Raw genomic sequence first — 15,608 nt, forward strand, 5'->3', positions numbered from 1 at the left:
TACTATGTTGAAAAAAGATTTTATCCATAATGGATTTGCTCATTTAGAACAACTATTATCTTTTGAAGAAGTGGTTGAACTTAGAAAATTATACAATGTGCTTTTGGAAGACAAGAAGCTCACTGCTGGCTTGCGAAGTGATTTATCAGGTAATAGTTCAAACACTGAAACTGTTGAGAAAATTACACAGATAATGCTTCCCAGTCGTATTAAACCCCAACTTTTACAGAAGCAAGTTTATACAAAAGCATTGGCTTGGGCCCAAAATTTGTTGGGAGAGGATATGGCACTAGATTTTGATATGCTAATTAATAAGGCTCCTTTTACGAATACAGAAACTCCTTGGCACCAAGATGCTGCTTATTGGATTGATTTACCTGACAAAAGATCGGTAAGCTGTTGGATTGCACTGGATGACGTATATGAAGAAAACGGATGTATGTGGTTTGTTCCCAGATATGACAATCAGTTATTCAAACATACTCATAGTAAAGAGGGTGGGGCGCTATCTATAGCTATAAGGCCTAAAGATGGTAAACCTGTTCCCTTAAAAGCAGGAGGTTGTACATTTCATGATGGTTTTACCCTGCACTTTAGCAAAGGTAATATCACTGATGGACCACGGCGAGCTCTAATTTTAAATTATAGACCTCAAGAAATGATACAACTAGAACGTGAGCAAGGGATGGACCATACCGGAAAACGGAAATTCAGAAAATCTAAATAATAAAAGTATTTGTCACGACTAAATAAAACTAGGCTTCCCTTAAAAGAAGATATTTTTTCAAGGTATAGGGAATTCTTTAGCTAAAAGTAGGGTTGATATTATTGTTTCTATAGTTTTTGTCCTCTGAATGTATGGTTGAGCTTATTGCAAAACAACTGCTGAAATGTTTCACCCTAGGAATACAAAGACCGTTTGGGGGAAGAATTCTTCCCCCAAACGACAAACGATAATGATAATTTTATGAATTTAGCAATGTCCTAAGAAGGGTAAGTCTTCAGGATCGCGGAAGGAAAAATAGACATACCAAGGTTTTTTAAGGGCTTCTTTTTGCTCTGTTTTTGAGAGCTTGGACCATTGACGGACATCTACCCCGCCAGTGTAAATTTTAGGCTCGGTAAAGTTCGGTTTCATGGGGAAAGTGTATACTGTTTCGTTTACTGTTTGTAAAACTACGGAAATAGTGGGCATAAAAAAACGGTCTGTGCGTACACGGACCGTTGGTTTTATTGCCTTTCGGCTTAGTAGCGGGGACTGGACTCGAACCAGCGACCTTCGGGTTATGAGCCCGACGAGCTACCTACTGCTCTACCCCGCGATATGGGTTTTTATCTCACTTGTCTTGCAACTTCAGGTCATTACGCTGACGAGATAAAGGTGCGCTACTATTCGTAACGGGCGACAAATATACAACTGTTTTTTACTTAAAACCAAACTTAGAGCAGAATCTTTTTATGCATACCCTAAAAAATATCCAAATTCCATATCTTCGGGACTTTCAAGCCTATTTATGGATACAATAAACGACTTTATTTCTGCCGCGCTGCCTTATACGGAGTGGCCCATGTTTCTCTTACTTATTGGTGGGGGGCTTTTTTTGGTCTTCTATTCCAAATTTTTACCCTATCGCTACTTTGGCCATGCCATTGCCATAACAGCGGGTAAGTATGATAATGATAAGGCTGAAGGCGATGTAAGTTCCTTTCAAGCACTATCGGCTGCGGTTGCGGCAACCGTGGGCCTTGGTAATATATCCGGTGTAGCCATTGCCATTCATGACGGAGGACCTGGTGTTGTTTTTTGGATATGGGTTACGGCACTTATTGGTATGTGTATCAAATTTTATTCCTGTAGTCTGGCCATTATGTTCCGTAGTACGGACTCTGATGGTAAATTGCAAGGAGGGCCTATGTACTATATTACCCAAGGTTTGGGGCCTAAAGCAAAACCATTGGCGCTGTTTTTTGCAGTCTGTGGTTTATTCGGCTTTTTAGGTGTTTTTACGGCAAACCAGTTTACGGAAACATTTATGAGTGTGGTGGAGCCCAACGAAACTATTGCCAATTTTGGTGATTTCAACTGGCAGTTGGGAATAGGCGTTGTTCTGGCCGTCGTTACTTCTTTTGTGATTTTTGGTGGACTTTCCAAAATTGCCAAAGTTGCATCTGCAATCGTTCCATTTATGGTATTGGTTTATCTAGTAGCGGTGGTTGTTGTTATGGTCTTGAACGCTTCGCAGATCATCCCTTCATTAAAACTGATTATAACGGAAGCTTGGAATTTTAAGACCGTTGTTACCGGAGGGTTCTGGGGGCTGGTTATTATTGGGGTTCGTAGGGCTATGTTCTCCAATGAAGCAGGTTTGGGTAGTGCACCTATGTATCATGGGCAGTCAAAAACGGATAATCCTATTAAAGAAGGGCTTGTAGCCATGCTCGGACCTTTTATAGATACTATTTTGGTGTGTACTTTCACAGCCGTAGTTATTATATTAAGTGGTGCATATCTAGAAGATGGAAGCGGAATAGTTATGACATTATCGGCATTTGAGACCACGCTGTTCGGTTATGGTGATATTTTGCTCATGGTAATAGTTACTGCATTTGCTTTTTCAACTTTGTTCACATATTCTTATTATGGTGTAAAATGTCTTTCTTTCTTGACCAATGCAAAAATCGGGAAGTTTTATAATTGGTATTTTGTACTTATGATTGTATTTGCAGCCGTAGCTTCTTTGGATTTAGTAAAAAACCTTATAGATCTTTCCTATGCTTTAATGGTCATACCCAATATGATTGCCGTACTTTTGCTGGCACCAAAGGTGAACAGCGAAGCAAAAAAATATTTTCAGAGGTTAAAAGGTGAGCACGGATAATTTTGAACATGAGTTTTTTGGTATTGGTATCCAAAATGGAAAAACGCCTGAAAATTTAGGGGTATTATGGCGAACGGCACAAAATCTGGGCGCTAGTTTTATCTTCACGATTGGTAATAGATATGCCAAACAGGCAAGCGATACGCACCATGCCGTGAAGGCCATGCCTTATTTTCATTACGATACGTTTGAGGCATTCTATAATAATTTGCCCAAAGGTGCTATGCTGGTCGGGGTAGAAATGAAAGCGAATGCGGTTGACCTGGAAACTTTTGAACACCCAAGGCGATGCGTATATTTGCTGGGAGCGGAAGACCACGGACTTTCTAACCTAGCTTGTGAAAAGTCGCACCATTTGGTTCGTTTTAAATCTGAGAAAAGCCTTAATGTGGCTGTAGCCGGAAGTATTGTTATGTATGATAGGAGTCTATCAAAACCGCGAATGCGTTAAAAGATAAAGTATGGGAAATCATAAATCTGGATTTGTAAATATTATAGGGAATCCCAATGTGGGAAAATCCACTTTAATGAATGCCTTTGTAGGCGAGAAACTTTCTATTATTACTTCCAAGGCACAGACCACCAGGCATCGTATTCTTGGTATTGTTAATGGTGATGATTTTCAGGTAATCCTTTCGGATACGCCAGGTATCATTAAGCCTGCCTACGAACTGCAATCTTCCATGATGAATTTTGTTAAGTCGGCTTTTGAAGATGCAGATGTGCTTTTGTATATGGTAGAGATTGGAGAAAAAGCATTGAAGGATGAAGCTTTCTTTGAAAAGATAAAAAATAGTAAAATTCCCGTTCTGCTATTGTTGAATAAAGTAGACACGGCAACACAGGAGTTATTGGAGGAACAGGTTCAGTATTGGCAAGAAATGCTTCCCACTGTAGAACTACATCCTATTTCCGCTCTATCAAACTTCAATATTAAAAATATTTTTGAACGAATAATAGAATTGCTTCCGGAAGCTCCTGCCTATTACCCTAAAGACCAACTTACGGATAAGCCCGAGCGGTTTTTTGTAAACGAGAATATCCGTGAGAAAATCTTGATGTATTACAAAAAAGAGATTCCATATTCAGTTGAAATAGAGACCGAAGAATTTTTTGAAGATGAAGATATCATCAGGATGCGTGCGGTAATCATGGTGGAACGCGATTCTCAAAAAGGGATTATCATTGGTCATAAGGGCAGCGCATTAAAAAGGGTAGGAGTGGAATCCCGTAAAGATTTAGAAAAGTTTTTTGGAAAACAAGTGCATTTAGAATTGTACGTGAAGGTTAATAAAAACTGGCGTAATGATGCCCGTCAACTAAAACGGTTTGGTTACAATAATTAAACGTAGTTAACAATTTGGTTGCAGTCTAGTAAACATTGGTTATTCTTATGCTAACCTTTAAGTGATCTTGAAATTTCATCTTTGGTGATTAATAACCAACCTGAAGATGAAAAAATTTAAAAGTATTCCGCTTATTCTTATTGCATTAGCTACTTTTTCTTGTGAAAAACTAGAAGACCTTGTCGGCCACCCTATAGATGAAGAGGTCGTAGATCCGTCCAACCTTACTTTTACTAGAATCGGTGGTTTTACAAACGGTACCGGAGATGAAGGTTTTGCTGAAATTAGTGCCTTTGATGCTAAGACCGGTAAACTGTTCGTTGTAAACCCTGTGGAAAGTGAAGTTTCCGTTTGGGATATTTCTGAACCAACAATTCCAGCAAAACAAGCATCTATCGCTTTAAGCGGTACTCCAAATAGTGTTGCGGTTCATGATGGACTTTTGGCAATTGCCGTAGAGAACGACAACAAGCAAGCAGACGGAACAATTGAAGTTTATGAAACGGCTACTATGACCTTGGAAACCTCTTATCCTGCTGGAGCATTGCCAGATATGGTCGCTTTTAGTCCTAATGGAAAATATATCATTTCTGCAAACGAAGGAGAGCCAAATGACGATTATACGGTAGACCCTGAAGGTTCTATTTCGGTAATCGACCTGGAGAAAAATGAGGTGAATACTTTGTTCTTTACCAATTACAACGGACAAACCATAGGAAACGATTTTCGAGTTTTTGGTCCTGGTGCTTCAGTAGCGCAGGATATTGAGCCAGAATACGTCGCGGTTTCTGACGATAGTAAATATGCCTACATCAGTTTACAGGAAAATAACGGTATGGCCGTGGTAGATTTAACTTCAATGACCCTAACGGATGTTTTTGGGTTGGGGGTAAAAGACCACTCGCTTACTGAAAACGCTATGGACGCTAGCAATAAAGATGATATTGTGGGTAATTTTAAAACATGGCCGGTTTTAGGTTTCTATATGCCTGATGCTATTACATATGCTAAAATTGATGGTGCAGGGTATATCATTTCTGCTAATGAAGGAGACTCTCGCGATTATGATGGGTATTCTGAAGAGGTTAGAGTAGAGGATTTGGAGCTGGATGCTACTGCTTTCCCTAATGCTGAAGAATTACAGACTGAAGAAAATTTAGGTCGTTTAAAGACTACAACGGCCAATGGAGATACGGATGGTGATGGTGATTTTGATAAAATCTATTCATACGGGGCACGTTCGTTTACAATCTGGTCTCCTCAAGGGCAGATCGTTTATGATAGTGGAGATGAAATAGGAAGAAAAACATTGGAAATCGCTCCTGCTTTGTTCAATAACGATGAAGGTGAAGTAGATGACAGAAGTGATGATAAAGGTGCAGAGCCAGAATCGGTGACTACGCTAAAAGTAGGAGGGTCTACATTGTTGTTCGTAGGTTTGGAGAGAACAGGTGGCGCTTTTGTATATGACATTTCAAGTCCATCTGCTCCGGTATTCTTAAAGTGGGTTTTCAATACCCAAGATGTTGCTCCTGAGGGGCTTTTAACTATCCCTGCGGAAGAGTCGCCTAACGGTGAAAACCTTTTGGTTATCACAAATGAGGTGTCCAATACCGTGTCTATTTACGAAATAAAATAGTCGGTTTTAACATACTAAAATTATAGAATCCCCATATTTCTTTTTGAGATCTGGGGATTCTCTTTTTAATTTACTTACGATTAGTTGTTTAGAATTACGATTCCATCGGGATTAATACTATTTTTGCAGCAAATTTTAGGAAGTATGAGTGCGATTGTAGCCGTTGTAGGGAGACCAAATGTAGGGAAATCAACGTTTTTTAACCGTTTGATTCAAAGAAGGGAAGCTATTACCGATGCCGTAAGTGGGGTAACCCGCGACCGTCATTACGGAAAAAGTGATTGGAACGGAAAAGAGTTTTCGTTAATTGATACGGGTGGCTATGTGCAAGGTAGCGACGATATTTTTGAGCAGGAAATTGATAAGCAAGTAGAACTTGCTATTGATGAAGCCGATGCCATTATCTTTATGGTAGATGTGGAAAGTGGCATTACCGGAATGGACGAAGATGTGGCGAACTTACTACGTAGAGTAAAAAAACCTGTTTTTTTGGTAGTGAATAAAGTTGATAATGCCAAGCGTGCCGAAGATGCGGTGGAGTTTTATGCTTTGGGTCTAGGTGATTACTATACACTATCTAGTATTAACGGTAGTGGTACAGGAGATTTGCTGGATGATTTAGTGGAAGTTCTTCCTGAAAAAGAGAAAGAAGAGAGTGAGTTGCCTAGGTTTGCCGTTGTTGGTAGACCAAATGCCGGTAAATCATCATTTATAAATGCCCTTATTGGTGAAGACCGTTACATCGTAACCGATATTGCAGGCACAACAAGAGATAGTATTGATACTAAATACAACCGTTTTGGGTTTGATTTCAATATTGTAGACACAGCAGGTATTAGAAGAAAGTCTAAGGTAAAAGAAGATTTAGAGTTTTACTCTGTAATGCGTTCTGTGCGTGCTATTGAGCATTGCGATGTTTGTTTGTTGATGTTTGATGCTACACGTGGTTTTGATGGTCAAGTTGAGAATATTTTCTGGCTGGCACAACGTAACAACAAGGGTATCGTTATTCTAGTTAATAAATGGGATTTGGTTGAGGATAAGGAAACCAATACCATGAAAGAGTACACCATACGTATTAAACAAGCATTGGAGCCTTTTGTAGATGTGCCTATTCTATTTATATCTGCACTCACCAAACAACGTATTTATAAGGCAATTGAAACTGCTGTTGAGGTGTATCAAAGTCGGTCTAGAAAAATCAAGACGCGTAAACTTAATGATACGATGTTGTCAATTATTGAGCGGACACCACCACCAGCGTACAAAGATAAATACGTAAAAATTAAGTATATCACACAACTGCCAACAAACTATCCTCAGTTTGCATTCTTTTGCAACTTACCGCAATATGTTCGTGAACCGTATAAGCGGTTTTTAGAGAATAAGTTGCGAGAAAATTATGATTTTAGCGGTGTACCCATTACAATTTATATGAGGAAGAAATAAACGAAGTTTTAAAAGTTTCATTTTCTTCGGAAGAATTATTATCCCTATAAGTGATTTAGACTAGTCTATATTCCTTGTAGGGATTTTATATGTTAAAAATGTATCTTCTTCTTGAACTTCTCCGTCAATCTTAAAAGAATCTAGTAAAAGGGTGTTTGAGCAGCAACCTTCACCGCCTGACCGTTCTAATTTTAAAGTTAGGTCGAGACTATTTTTATCCCCAACGGATAAAACGTAATCATAAGTTCCAGTGTCCCATTCGGAATCGGAGAGGGACAAAACAGTTTTCTTGGATATTTCTTCAATTGAAAATTCAATGGTTTCACTGCCAGATATTGCAATGTCCGAAGCAGTATAGGTATCATTAGCTAGTAGATTTTCGCCACGCTCACTATCTGCACAAGTTCTATGTAAAGATTAGAGAAGCCAGATGCGCAGGTTACTGCTGAACAATCATAATCTTTAGTGTCATCAGATGTACACATCATAAGAATCAGAAGTAGTGGTAATGCTAAAAGGAATTTTTTCATGGTGATTTTCCTACAAGATGTTTTTAAGGAATAAAGGTTGTGTGAAACAATATAGGGTTAGCTTAAAACAAGTAGAAGCCTCTCGTATTAAATTATTATTTTAATCTGTAAAAAACTATTAAACAAAGCAAACAATAGCTTCGTTATACTATACAAATAGGATTGTTCAGTTATCCCATTTGTAGATTAATGAATCCAATCCTTTCGAGATTCCGTTATAATAGTTGCCTTCTTTAAAGTGTGGGATTATTGTCATGTCAATTACTTGCTGACAAACACTATCAGTCAGTATTTTTTCTGTATTAAGGCCGGTAGCAATGCCTAATTTTCTTGATGGTACAGAAAGTACAAGCAGAAGCCCGTTATTCTTCTTTTTGTGGCCGACACCCCAATGATTGGCTAAATCTGTAGCATACTTCTGAATATCGGTATAGGGGGTTATTTTATCTATACTTACAAAAATCATTTGTCTAGTTGTGGCTACCTCGTAGTTATACAATTTGGTAGTCAAGTTGGCTTTTTCATTCTCGGATAGTATTTCAGAAAAATCGTTGATGATAGTGCCTTTAATATTTTCCGGGAAAGAATTGAATGTAGGCACACTTTCTTTACTTGACTTGCAGTTTAAAAATATTAAAGTAATAAATAAAATATAACGGTTGAACATTATAAATTGATTTCTGAATGTATAATTAAACTTAATTATTTGTGCTATTATTACCAGTCACCTTTAGCGCCTCCGCCACCGAAACTACCTCCACCAAATCCGCCGTTAAATCCGTGTTGTTCTCCATTCTTGGCATATTCTATTTCGAGTAGCCGATTGATTTCAGCTAATTCCAGTTTTAGTTTGTCTCTTTCCATAATCGCAATTTTTAGCTGTAACTGAGTCGCGTTATGGACGCCACTTGTAGCTAAATGAACATATTTAGAAAGGTTTGCAGATAAAATAGCTATATCTTTTACTGTTGATAAATCACCAAGAAAATTTTCGCTGTTGCTGTAGTCAATACCCCAATATCCTTTATCATCATAAACATTAATTAATCTTTCTATGTAATCTTCAACACGAAGAGAAATTTTTTTCTTATTCTTAGCAAATTCAATTTGTTCTTCTTTCGAGAGTTTTTTAAATTTTTCTATGATGCTTGAAACTAAGCCTTTGATTGCATCGTTACGTGTTAAATCTTTTGTTAAGCTTTCTCGTTGGATTAAATTCTTTACCTCGTTTTCCTTTATCCATAAATCATGTTCTACGGCTATTTTTTCTTTTTTAAGCCTTTCAATTTCCGGGTTTGAAATTAAATTAAAGGAATGGTCTATTTTATTTTTTGTTAGGATGGAATCAGTATCGTAAGTTACTATATTATCTAATGTTTTTGAATCCTCAGCTTTTCGTAACGCACCCTTAACTGATGAGGTTATTTTTGATTTAACAGTGCTAGTTTTTTCTTTTTTTGCAGCTGTGGTTAGACAATCTGAGATGTTGGAAACTATTTTATTTTTTAAAGATTTTTTCTTTTTAATAAACATAAGTTTTGTCACATTGCTCATAAGAAATTTTTTATTGGAACTAAGTTATAACTCAATATATTAATTGATAATATAGGAATTCTAGAACGAACTTATAGAGAGATAACAGGAAACTCGATGAAGGGTATCATAAATTTTTCACCATCCACCAGACGCACCGCCACCTCCAAAACCACCACCGCCTCCAAAACCTCCGAAGCCGCCACCTCCACTTCCAAAGTTGCCACCACCGAAGCTTTCCGAGCCATCGCTGCGTCCCATGTTACTTAGGATTATCATGTCCCATAAATCAAGACCGTCAGAACGTTTACCGCCATTACGCCCCCCGCCCTTATTGCGATTACGTCTTGAAAAGATTATAAGTATAATAAAGAAAATAATAACAGGTAGTAGGGTGTCAAATGGAATATTATTGTTATTAGATTGAGGATTTCCGGTATATTCACCTGCTAAAACTTCGAAAATTGTATCCGTTCCCTGGTTGAGTCCATCATAGAAAGCGCCTTCTCTGAATTGAGGAAGCATTATGTTTTCAATAATTCTTTTTGAAAGAGCATCGGTTAAAAGGTGTTCTATACCGTATCCTGTTTGTATAGCTACTTTTTTATCATCTTTCGCTAGTAAAATAATGATTCCATTGTCCTTGTTTTTTTTACCAATTTCCCATTCATGAGCTAATTGAGCGGCATAAAACTTTATTTCCTCTCCTTTAGTAGAGGACATGAGCATTACAAGGATTTCAGTAGAGGTAGAATCACTATATTTTTGTAACTTCTTAGATAGAGAATTGAATTTAGAGCTTGATAAAGTATTAGTACTGTCTATTAGAGCGGGTATGAAGTCAGGTTTTTTAGGAATGATTGCTTGCCCCAAAGCACTTTCTAGAATCAAAAAAGTTAAAAAAAGTAGACTACCCTTTAGATACTTCATTGCTAAGTTCGTTTTTATCGCCCTGTTGCCAAGGAAAATGGGCTTGTAGTTCTTCTCCGGCTTTTAAAATTCCGTCAATGATTCCTTGTTTAAACTTTCCCTTTTCAAATTGGTCTTGAATAGCATCTTTGGTAGTGTCCCAAAAATTATCGGGTACCACTTTGTTGATGCCGCTATCTCCGAATATGGAAAATTTTCTATCATTTACGGCAACGTAGATCAAGACACCGTTAGCTTCTTTGGTATTTTCCATTTTTAAGAGTAGAAACACTTCTTTGGCCCGTTCAATAGGTTCCAATCGGGTGTGCGGTTCAATATGCACTCTGATTTCGCCAGAAGTGTTTTTCTCGGCTAGGTGTATAGCCTCAACAATTTCTTGTTCTTCTTCCGCAGTTAAAAATGCTTCTACTCTAGACATATCTTATTTTAAGTCAAACTCTACATCCGGTGCGTTTTCGGAACCTGCATCTGCTTTGTAGCGTGCCATGTCTTCAAACCCGAAAATACCTGCCAAGAATGAACCTGGGAATTTAGAAATATGAATGTCGTAAAGGTTTACCGTTTCATTAAACTTATTTCGCTCAACATTAATACGGTTTTCGGTGCCTTCCAGTTGTGCTTGCAGTTCAAGGAAGTTTTGGTTTGCTTTCAGTTCTGGATATCGTTCTACAACTACCATTAATTTACTGAGAGCACCTGTAAGTCCACTTTGTGCTTGTTGAAAAGCAGCCATTTTTTCTGGCGTTAAATTGTTGGCGTCTATAGAAGTGGAGGTTGCTTTTGCTCTAGCTTCAATTACATCTGTTAATGTACCACGCTCAAAATCTGCGGCACCCTGTACTGTTTTTACTAAGTTGCCAATGAGATCGTTTCTTCTTTGGTAGGCACTCTCTACATTAGACCATGCTGTTTTTGCATTCGCTTCTAACTCTACTGCGGTGTTGTTAAAGCCAACGGCCCAATTATAAAGCCCAAAAGCAATGACTCCTAGTACAATAAGTACAATTAATCCTTTTTTCATCTTAAAAATATTTGGTTATAGTTAATGTGTTTTCTTAGAAAAATAGTTCATTCAAGGTATAAGACCTCAAAAGGACTAAAAAGTTACAATTGATCCTTAATTTTGGTCAATTCTACTTTAATACGCTCCAGCTTATCAATAATGTCGAAGTTGTTAAGCGTTTTTTGTCGATTCTCCTTTAGGTGGGTTTTTGCACCATCTAAAGTGAATCCACGCTCTTTTACCAAGTGATAAATGAGTTTAAGATTTTCTATGTCTTGTGGGGTGAATTTGCGATTGCCTTTCGCATTTTTCTTGGGCTTGAGCGCATCAAATTCCTTTTCCCAAAAACGAATCAGGGAAGTGTTCACGTCAAAAGCCTTGGCGACTTCGCCAATGCCATAGTACCTTTTTTCTGGGAGATCTATTTGCATTAATCCAAAGATTGATTTTCTTGAGCTGCGTATTTAAGCATATTTTCAAATTCTTCAGCCGATAAACTTCCGTAATAGAAGTTTATGGGGTTGATGCGTTCCTCATCTTTCCACACCTCATAATGTAAATGGGGTGCTTCTGAACGTCCGGTATTACCTACAAAGCCAATAAGGTCTCCACGTTTTACTTGCTGACCTTTTTTTACATTGTACTCACTAAGATGCCCGTAAAGGGTTTTGAATCCGTAACCGTGATTTATACGAATGTGCTTGCCGTAACCGGAAGAGCCATTATCGGCACGAATAACTTTTCCATCGCCAGGAGCATATATAGGTGTTCCTTTAGGTGCGGAAAAATCCATACCTCTGTGAAGTTTACGTGCTTTTGTAAATGGATCGGAACGCCAACCAAAACCGGAAGCCATACGTCTAAGACTTTCATTGGTAACGGGTTGAATAGCAGGTATCGCCATTAAGAATTTTTCTTTTTCTTCGGCAAGTTTGGTGATTTCATCTAGTGATTTTGACTGAATGGACATCTGCTTTTTAATGATGTCCAAACGCTTTGAAGTTGCAATAACCATTTCAGAATTATTAAAACCCTCTAATGATTTATAGCGGTTTACCCCACCAAAACCAGCTCTTCGCTGCTCTTCGGGTATGGGGTTGGCTTCAAAATATAAACGATAGATATTATTATCTCGATCCTCTATATTGGCTAAAACTTCTTCAATTTGCCCCATCTTTCTGTTTAGAAGTTCAAATTGCAACTCGTAATTTTTTACTTCACGAGATAGAGAAAGTTCTCTTGGCGTATTTATGAGGTTGGTATTCATTAAAAATACCAGGCACATGAGGCCAAAAAGGAAAGACCCTATAAAAAACAGTGCAATATTACGGTAGCGCCTAGATTTTTTAGGCTCTATTTTACGATACGAAAGCGTATCTGGATCGTAATAGTACTTTACTTTAGACATGTATCGATTTTATCCTATTTTTGTGCTGTTTTAGCGGGATAAACAAATATAGAAATACTTTCGTTTAAAACGTTAAATTTTGTAAAACCTTATAATTTTCTATGACTTCCAAGGAAATCCGATCTCAATTCTTGAATTTTTATAAAGAAAAAGACCATAAAATAGTTCCGTCTGCCCCAATGGTTATTAAAGATGACCCTACATTAATGTTCACCAATGCGGGAATGAACCAGTTTAAGGAGTTTTTTTTAGGGAATAGTATTCCGAAAAGTCCTAGAGCCGTAGATACGCAAAAGTGTTTGCGAGTAAGTGGTAAGCATAACGACCTTGAGGAAGTTGGTAAAGATACGTACCACCACACCATGTTTGAAATGTTGGGCAATTGGAGTTTTGGTGATTACTTTAAACCTGAGGCTATTTCGTGGGCCTGGGAGTTGCTTACGGAGGTCCTAAAAATTGATAAAGATTGTCTTTATGTTTCTGTTTTTGAGGGAAGTAAAGATGCAGATAACCTATCGTTAGATACCGAAGCTTTTGATTTATGGAAAGCTATCGTGCCCGAAGACCGAATCATTCTCGGTAATAAAAAAGATAACTTTTGGGAAATGGGCGATCAAGGCCCATGTGGACCCTGTTCTGAAATACACGCAGATATTCGTTCTGCGGAAGAAAAAGCTAAAGTTTCGGGTGCTTCATTAGTGAATGCCGATCACCCACAGGTGGTTGAAATTTGGAACTTGGTTTTCATGCAGTATAACCGTAAAGCAGATGGTTCTTTAGAGCCTTTGCCTGCTAAGCATGTAGATACTGGTATGGGTTTTGAGCGTTTGTGTATGGTGCTTCAGAACGTACAGTCTAATTATGAAACTGACGTTTTTAAACCCATCATTCGTGAAATAGAGGCTATAACCCATAGCAAATACGGTAAAAATGAAGAGACGGATATTGCGATCCGTGTGATTGCAGATCATATTCGTGCGGTGTCTTTTTCCATTGCAGATGGTCAACTGCCAAGTAACACAGGTGCTGGTTATGTTATTAGGCGTATTTTAAGGCGTGCCGTTCGCTACGGATTTACGTTCTTGAATACGAAAGAACCGTTTATGTACCGTTTGGTGAGTGTGTTGACTGAAAATATGGGAGACGCTTTTCCTGAGTTGAAGGAGCAACGCCAGTTGATAGAAAACGTAATCAAAGAAGAAGAGCATTCGTTCTTAAAAACTTTAGATCAGGGTCTTGTTCTTTTAGACCAGATCATAGCAAATGCAAAAGGTAAAGAAGTTAATGGTAGAAAGGCCTTTGAATTGTATGATACCTACGGTTTTCCAATAGATTTAACAGCACTTATCCTTTCTGAAAAAGGATTGAGCCTAGATGAAAAAGGTTTTGAAGAGGCGATGCAGGAGCAGAAGAACCGTTCAAAATCGGCTTCGGAGATTTCCAAGGATGACTGGGAGGTGCTTTCGGGAGATTTAGAGCAAGAATTTGTTGGGTATGATGCCCTAGAAGCCAATGTAAAATTGGTAAAGTACAGAAAAGTAACTTCTAAAAAGGCAGGAGAGCAATATCAGTTGGTTTTCAATCTTACTCCTTTTTATCCTGAAGGTGGTGGTCAAGTAGGGGATAAGGGATATTTGGAAATGCCAAATGGCGATGTGGTCTACATTCTGGATACTAAGAAAGAGAACAGCGAAATAATCCACTTTACTAAAAACCTTCCAAAAGATACATACGGAACGTTTAAGGCCGTTGTAGATAAGAAACAGCGCGAACGTACACAAGCCAATCATACCGCTACGCATTTACTACATCAGGCCTTACGTGAGATATTAGGCACGCATGTGGAACAGAAAGGTTCTGCGGTACATTCTAAATATTTACGATTCGATTTTTCTCACTTTTCAAGAGTGACACCAGATCAACTTCGGGAAGTTGAAAATTTTGTGAATGCCCGTATTGCTGGGCAATTGCCATTTGAGGAGCAAAGAAACATTCCAATGGAAGATGCTTTGAAAGAAGGTGCTATGGCTCTTTTTGGAGAGAAGTATGGTGATGCCGTCCGGACCGTGCGTTTTGGGCAATCCATTGAATTGTGTGGAGGTACGCACGTAAAGAATACCAGTGATATCTGGCATTTTAAAATCAAGTCGGAAGGTGCTGTAGCATCAGGTATTAGACGTATAGAAGCGATTACATCCGATGCGGTAAAAGATTTTTTTGCAGATAACGATAGGATGCTTTCGGAGATAAAATCGCAATTGAACAATGCACAAGATCCTGTAAAAGCAGTGTCTACATTGCAGGAGGAGAATGCCAAACTAAAAAAGGAAGTGGAAGCACTTCTAAAGGATAAAGCGAAAAACCTGAAAGGCGATTTACAGAACGAATTGCAAGAGGTAAACGGAGTTCAGTTTTTAGCCAAGAAAATAGATTTGGATGCCGCTGGAATAAAAGACTTATGTTTTGAAATGGGACAGAACCAAAACAATCTATTCCTTCTTTTTGGAACAGAACAGAATGGCAAGGCGTTGTTGTCGTGCTACATTTCTAAAGAGCTAGTGGCTTCAAAAGAGTTAAATGCGGGTACCATTGTACGAGAGTTGGGTAAATTTATTCAGGGTGGCGGCGGAGGCCAACCGTTTTTTGCTACGGCAGGCGGTAAAAAGCCGGAAGGTCTAGATGAGGCGCTGGCCAAGGCTAAAGAGTATATAAAGTAATATGAATAAAAGCTTCGCTAGTAATAGCGGAGCTTCTTTCTTTTAGGGAATATCTGGTCAATGTCCGTTCTTGATGAAGAGGAGTGTATTCAATGGATTACGAATATATTGAATAGATAAGGGTGAAATCCTTTTGGGTAGTTTAATAGAGGTGTTGAGCTGCTTAGAACCGCT

The 15,608-nt window shown here is 38.3% G+C and carries 16 protein-coding genes and 1 tRNA gene; 7 read left to right on the plus strand and 10 right to left on the minus strand.

Translation table 11 applies throughout. The annotated features are described in order from the left end of the window. The first annotated feature begins 4 nt into the window (after positions 1-4). Positions 5-727: a phytanoyl-CoA dioxygenase family protein gene (locus IWC72_RS09655; RefSeq protein ID WP_194525997.1), complete on the plus strand. Its 723-nt coding sequence runs from the start codon at positions 5-7 to the stop codon at positions 725-727. A 246-nt stretch (positions 728-973) separates the two neighbouring features. On the opposite strand, the gene IWC72_RS09660 is transcribed toward IWC72_RS09655, so the two are convergent. Together IWC72_RS09660 and IWC72_RS09665 are read right to left on the minus strand one after the other, a co-directional pair. Further along, on the minus strand, positions 974-1,195 hold the full coding sequence (locus IWC72_RS09660; protein WP_194529638.1) for a hypothetical protein: 222 nt from the start codon (positions 1,193-1,195) through the stop codon (positions 974-976). 54 nt (positions 1,196-1,249) lie between these two features. Further along, a tRNA-Met gene (locus IWC72_RS09665) sits at positions 1,250-1,322 on the minus strand. Between the two features lie 192 nt (positions 1,323-1,514). Between IWC72_RS09665 and IWC72_RS09670 the strand changes: the two genes are divergently transcribed. The 5 genes from IWC72_RS09670 to der all read left to right on the plus strand — a co-directional run bounded on the left by IWC72_RS09670 (position 1,515) and on the right by der (position 7,313). Continuing rightward, complete coding sequence (locus IWC72_RS09670; protein WP_194529639.1) at positions 1,515-2,879, plus strand: alanine/glycine:cation symporter family protein; 1,365 nt, start codon at positions 1,515-1,517, stop codon at positions 2,877-2,879. After that, complete coding sequence (locus tag IWC72_RS09675) at positions 2,866-3,330, plus strand: RNA methyltransferase (RefSeq protein WP_194529640.1); 465 nt, start codon at positions 2,866-2,868, stop codon at positions 3,328-3,330. The genes IWC72_RS09670 and IWC72_RS09675 overlap by 14 nt, the downstream gene beginning before the upstream one ends. 10 nt (positions 3,331-3,340) lie before the next feature. Further along, a complete protein-coding gene (era, locus tag IWC72_RS09680) occupies positions 3,341-4,225 on the plus strand; it encodes a GTPase Era (protein ID WP_194526010.1) in 885 nt (294 codons plus the stop codon). A 106-nt stretch (positions 4,226-4,331) separates the two neighbouring features. Continuing rightward, positions 4,332-5,864, plus strand: a complete 1,533-nt coding sequence (locus IWC72_RS09685; RefSeq protein WP_194529641.1) for a choice-of-anchor I family protein — start codon at positions 4,332-4,334, stop codon at positions 5,862-5,864. A 144-nt stretch (positions 5,865-6,008) separates the two neighbouring features. After that, positions 6,009-7,313, plus strand: coding sequence for a ribosome biogenesis GTPase Der (gene der / locus IWC72_RS09690; RefSeq protein WP_194529642.1), 1,305 nt, complete (start codon positions 6,009-6,011; stop codon positions 7,311-7,313). Positions 7,314-7,373: 60 nt separating this feature from the next. Here der and IWC72_RS09695 read toward each other — a convergent pair whose 3' ends face one another. From IWC72_RS09695 to IWC72_RS09730, 8 genes are all read right to left on the minus strand, one after another. Next, positions 7,374-7,592, minus strand: a complete 219-nt coding sequence (locus IWC72_RS09695) for a hypothetical protein (protein ID WP_194529643.1) — start codon at positions 7,590-7,592, stop codon at positions 7,374-7,376. 417 nt (positions 7,593-8,009) lie between these two features. Continuing rightward, a complete protein-coding gene (locus IWC72_RS09700; protein ID WP_317171401.1) occupies positions 8,010-8,444 on the minus strand; it encodes a TPM domain-containing protein in 435 nt (144 codons plus the stop codon). Between the two features lie 116 nt (positions 8,445-8,560). Further along, positions 8,561-9,397, minus strand: a complete 837-nt coding sequence (locus IWC72_RS09705; protein ID WP_194529645.1) for a hypothetical protein — start codon at positions 9,395-9,397, stop codon at positions 8,561-8,563. A gap of 117 nt (positions 9,398-9,514) precedes the next feature. After that, positions 9,515-10,306 carry a TPM domain-containing protein gene (locus IWC72_RS09710; protein ID WP_194529646.1) on the minus strand — a complete coding sequence of 264 codons (792 nt, stop codon included), beginning with the start codon at positions 10,304-10,306 and terminating at the stop codon, positions 9,515-9,517. Further along, a complete protein-coding gene (locus IWC72_RS09715) occupies positions 10,287-10,724 on the minus strand; it encodes a TPM domain-containing protein (protein WP_194529647.1) in 438 nt (145 codons plus the stop codon). The genes IWC72_RS09710 and IWC72_RS09715 overlap by 20 nt, the downstream gene beginning before the upstream one ends. Before the next feature lie 3 nt (positions 10,725-10,727). Further along, positions 10,728-11,327, minus strand: coding sequence for a LemA family protein (locus tag IWC72_RS09720; RefSeq protein ID WP_194529648.1), 600 nt, complete (start codon positions 11,325-11,327; stop codon positions 10,728-10,730). Positions 11,328-11,410: 83 nt separating this feature from the next. Then, positions 11,411-11,740, minus strand: coding sequence for a MerR family transcriptional regulator (locus IWC72_RS09725; protein ID WP_194526017.1), 330 nt, complete (start codon positions 11,738-11,740; stop codon positions 11,411-11,413). Beyond that, on the minus strand, positions 11,740-12,717 hold the full coding sequence (locus IWC72_RS09730) for a M23 family metallopeptidase (protein ID WP_194526018.1): 978 nt from the start codon (positions 12,715-12,717) through the stop codon (positions 11,740-11,742). The genes IWC72_RS09725 and IWC72_RS09730 overlap by 1 nt, the downstream gene beginning before the upstream one ends. A 101-nt stretch (positions 12,718-12,818) precedes the next feature. Between IWC72_RS09730 and alaS the strand changes: the two genes are divergently transcribed. Next, complete coding sequence (gene alaS / locus IWC72_RS09735; RefSeq protein WP_194529649.1) at positions 12,819-15,434, plus strand: alanine--tRNA ligase; 2,616 nt, start codon at positions 12,819-12,821, stop codon at positions 15,432-15,434. Positions 15,435-15,608 lie beyond the last annotated feature (174 nt).

Source organism: Zobellia roscoffensis (assembly GCF_015330165.1).
GTDB lineage: Bacteria > Bacteroidota > Bacteroidia > Flavobacteriales > Flavobacteriaceae > Zobellia > Zobellia roscoffensis.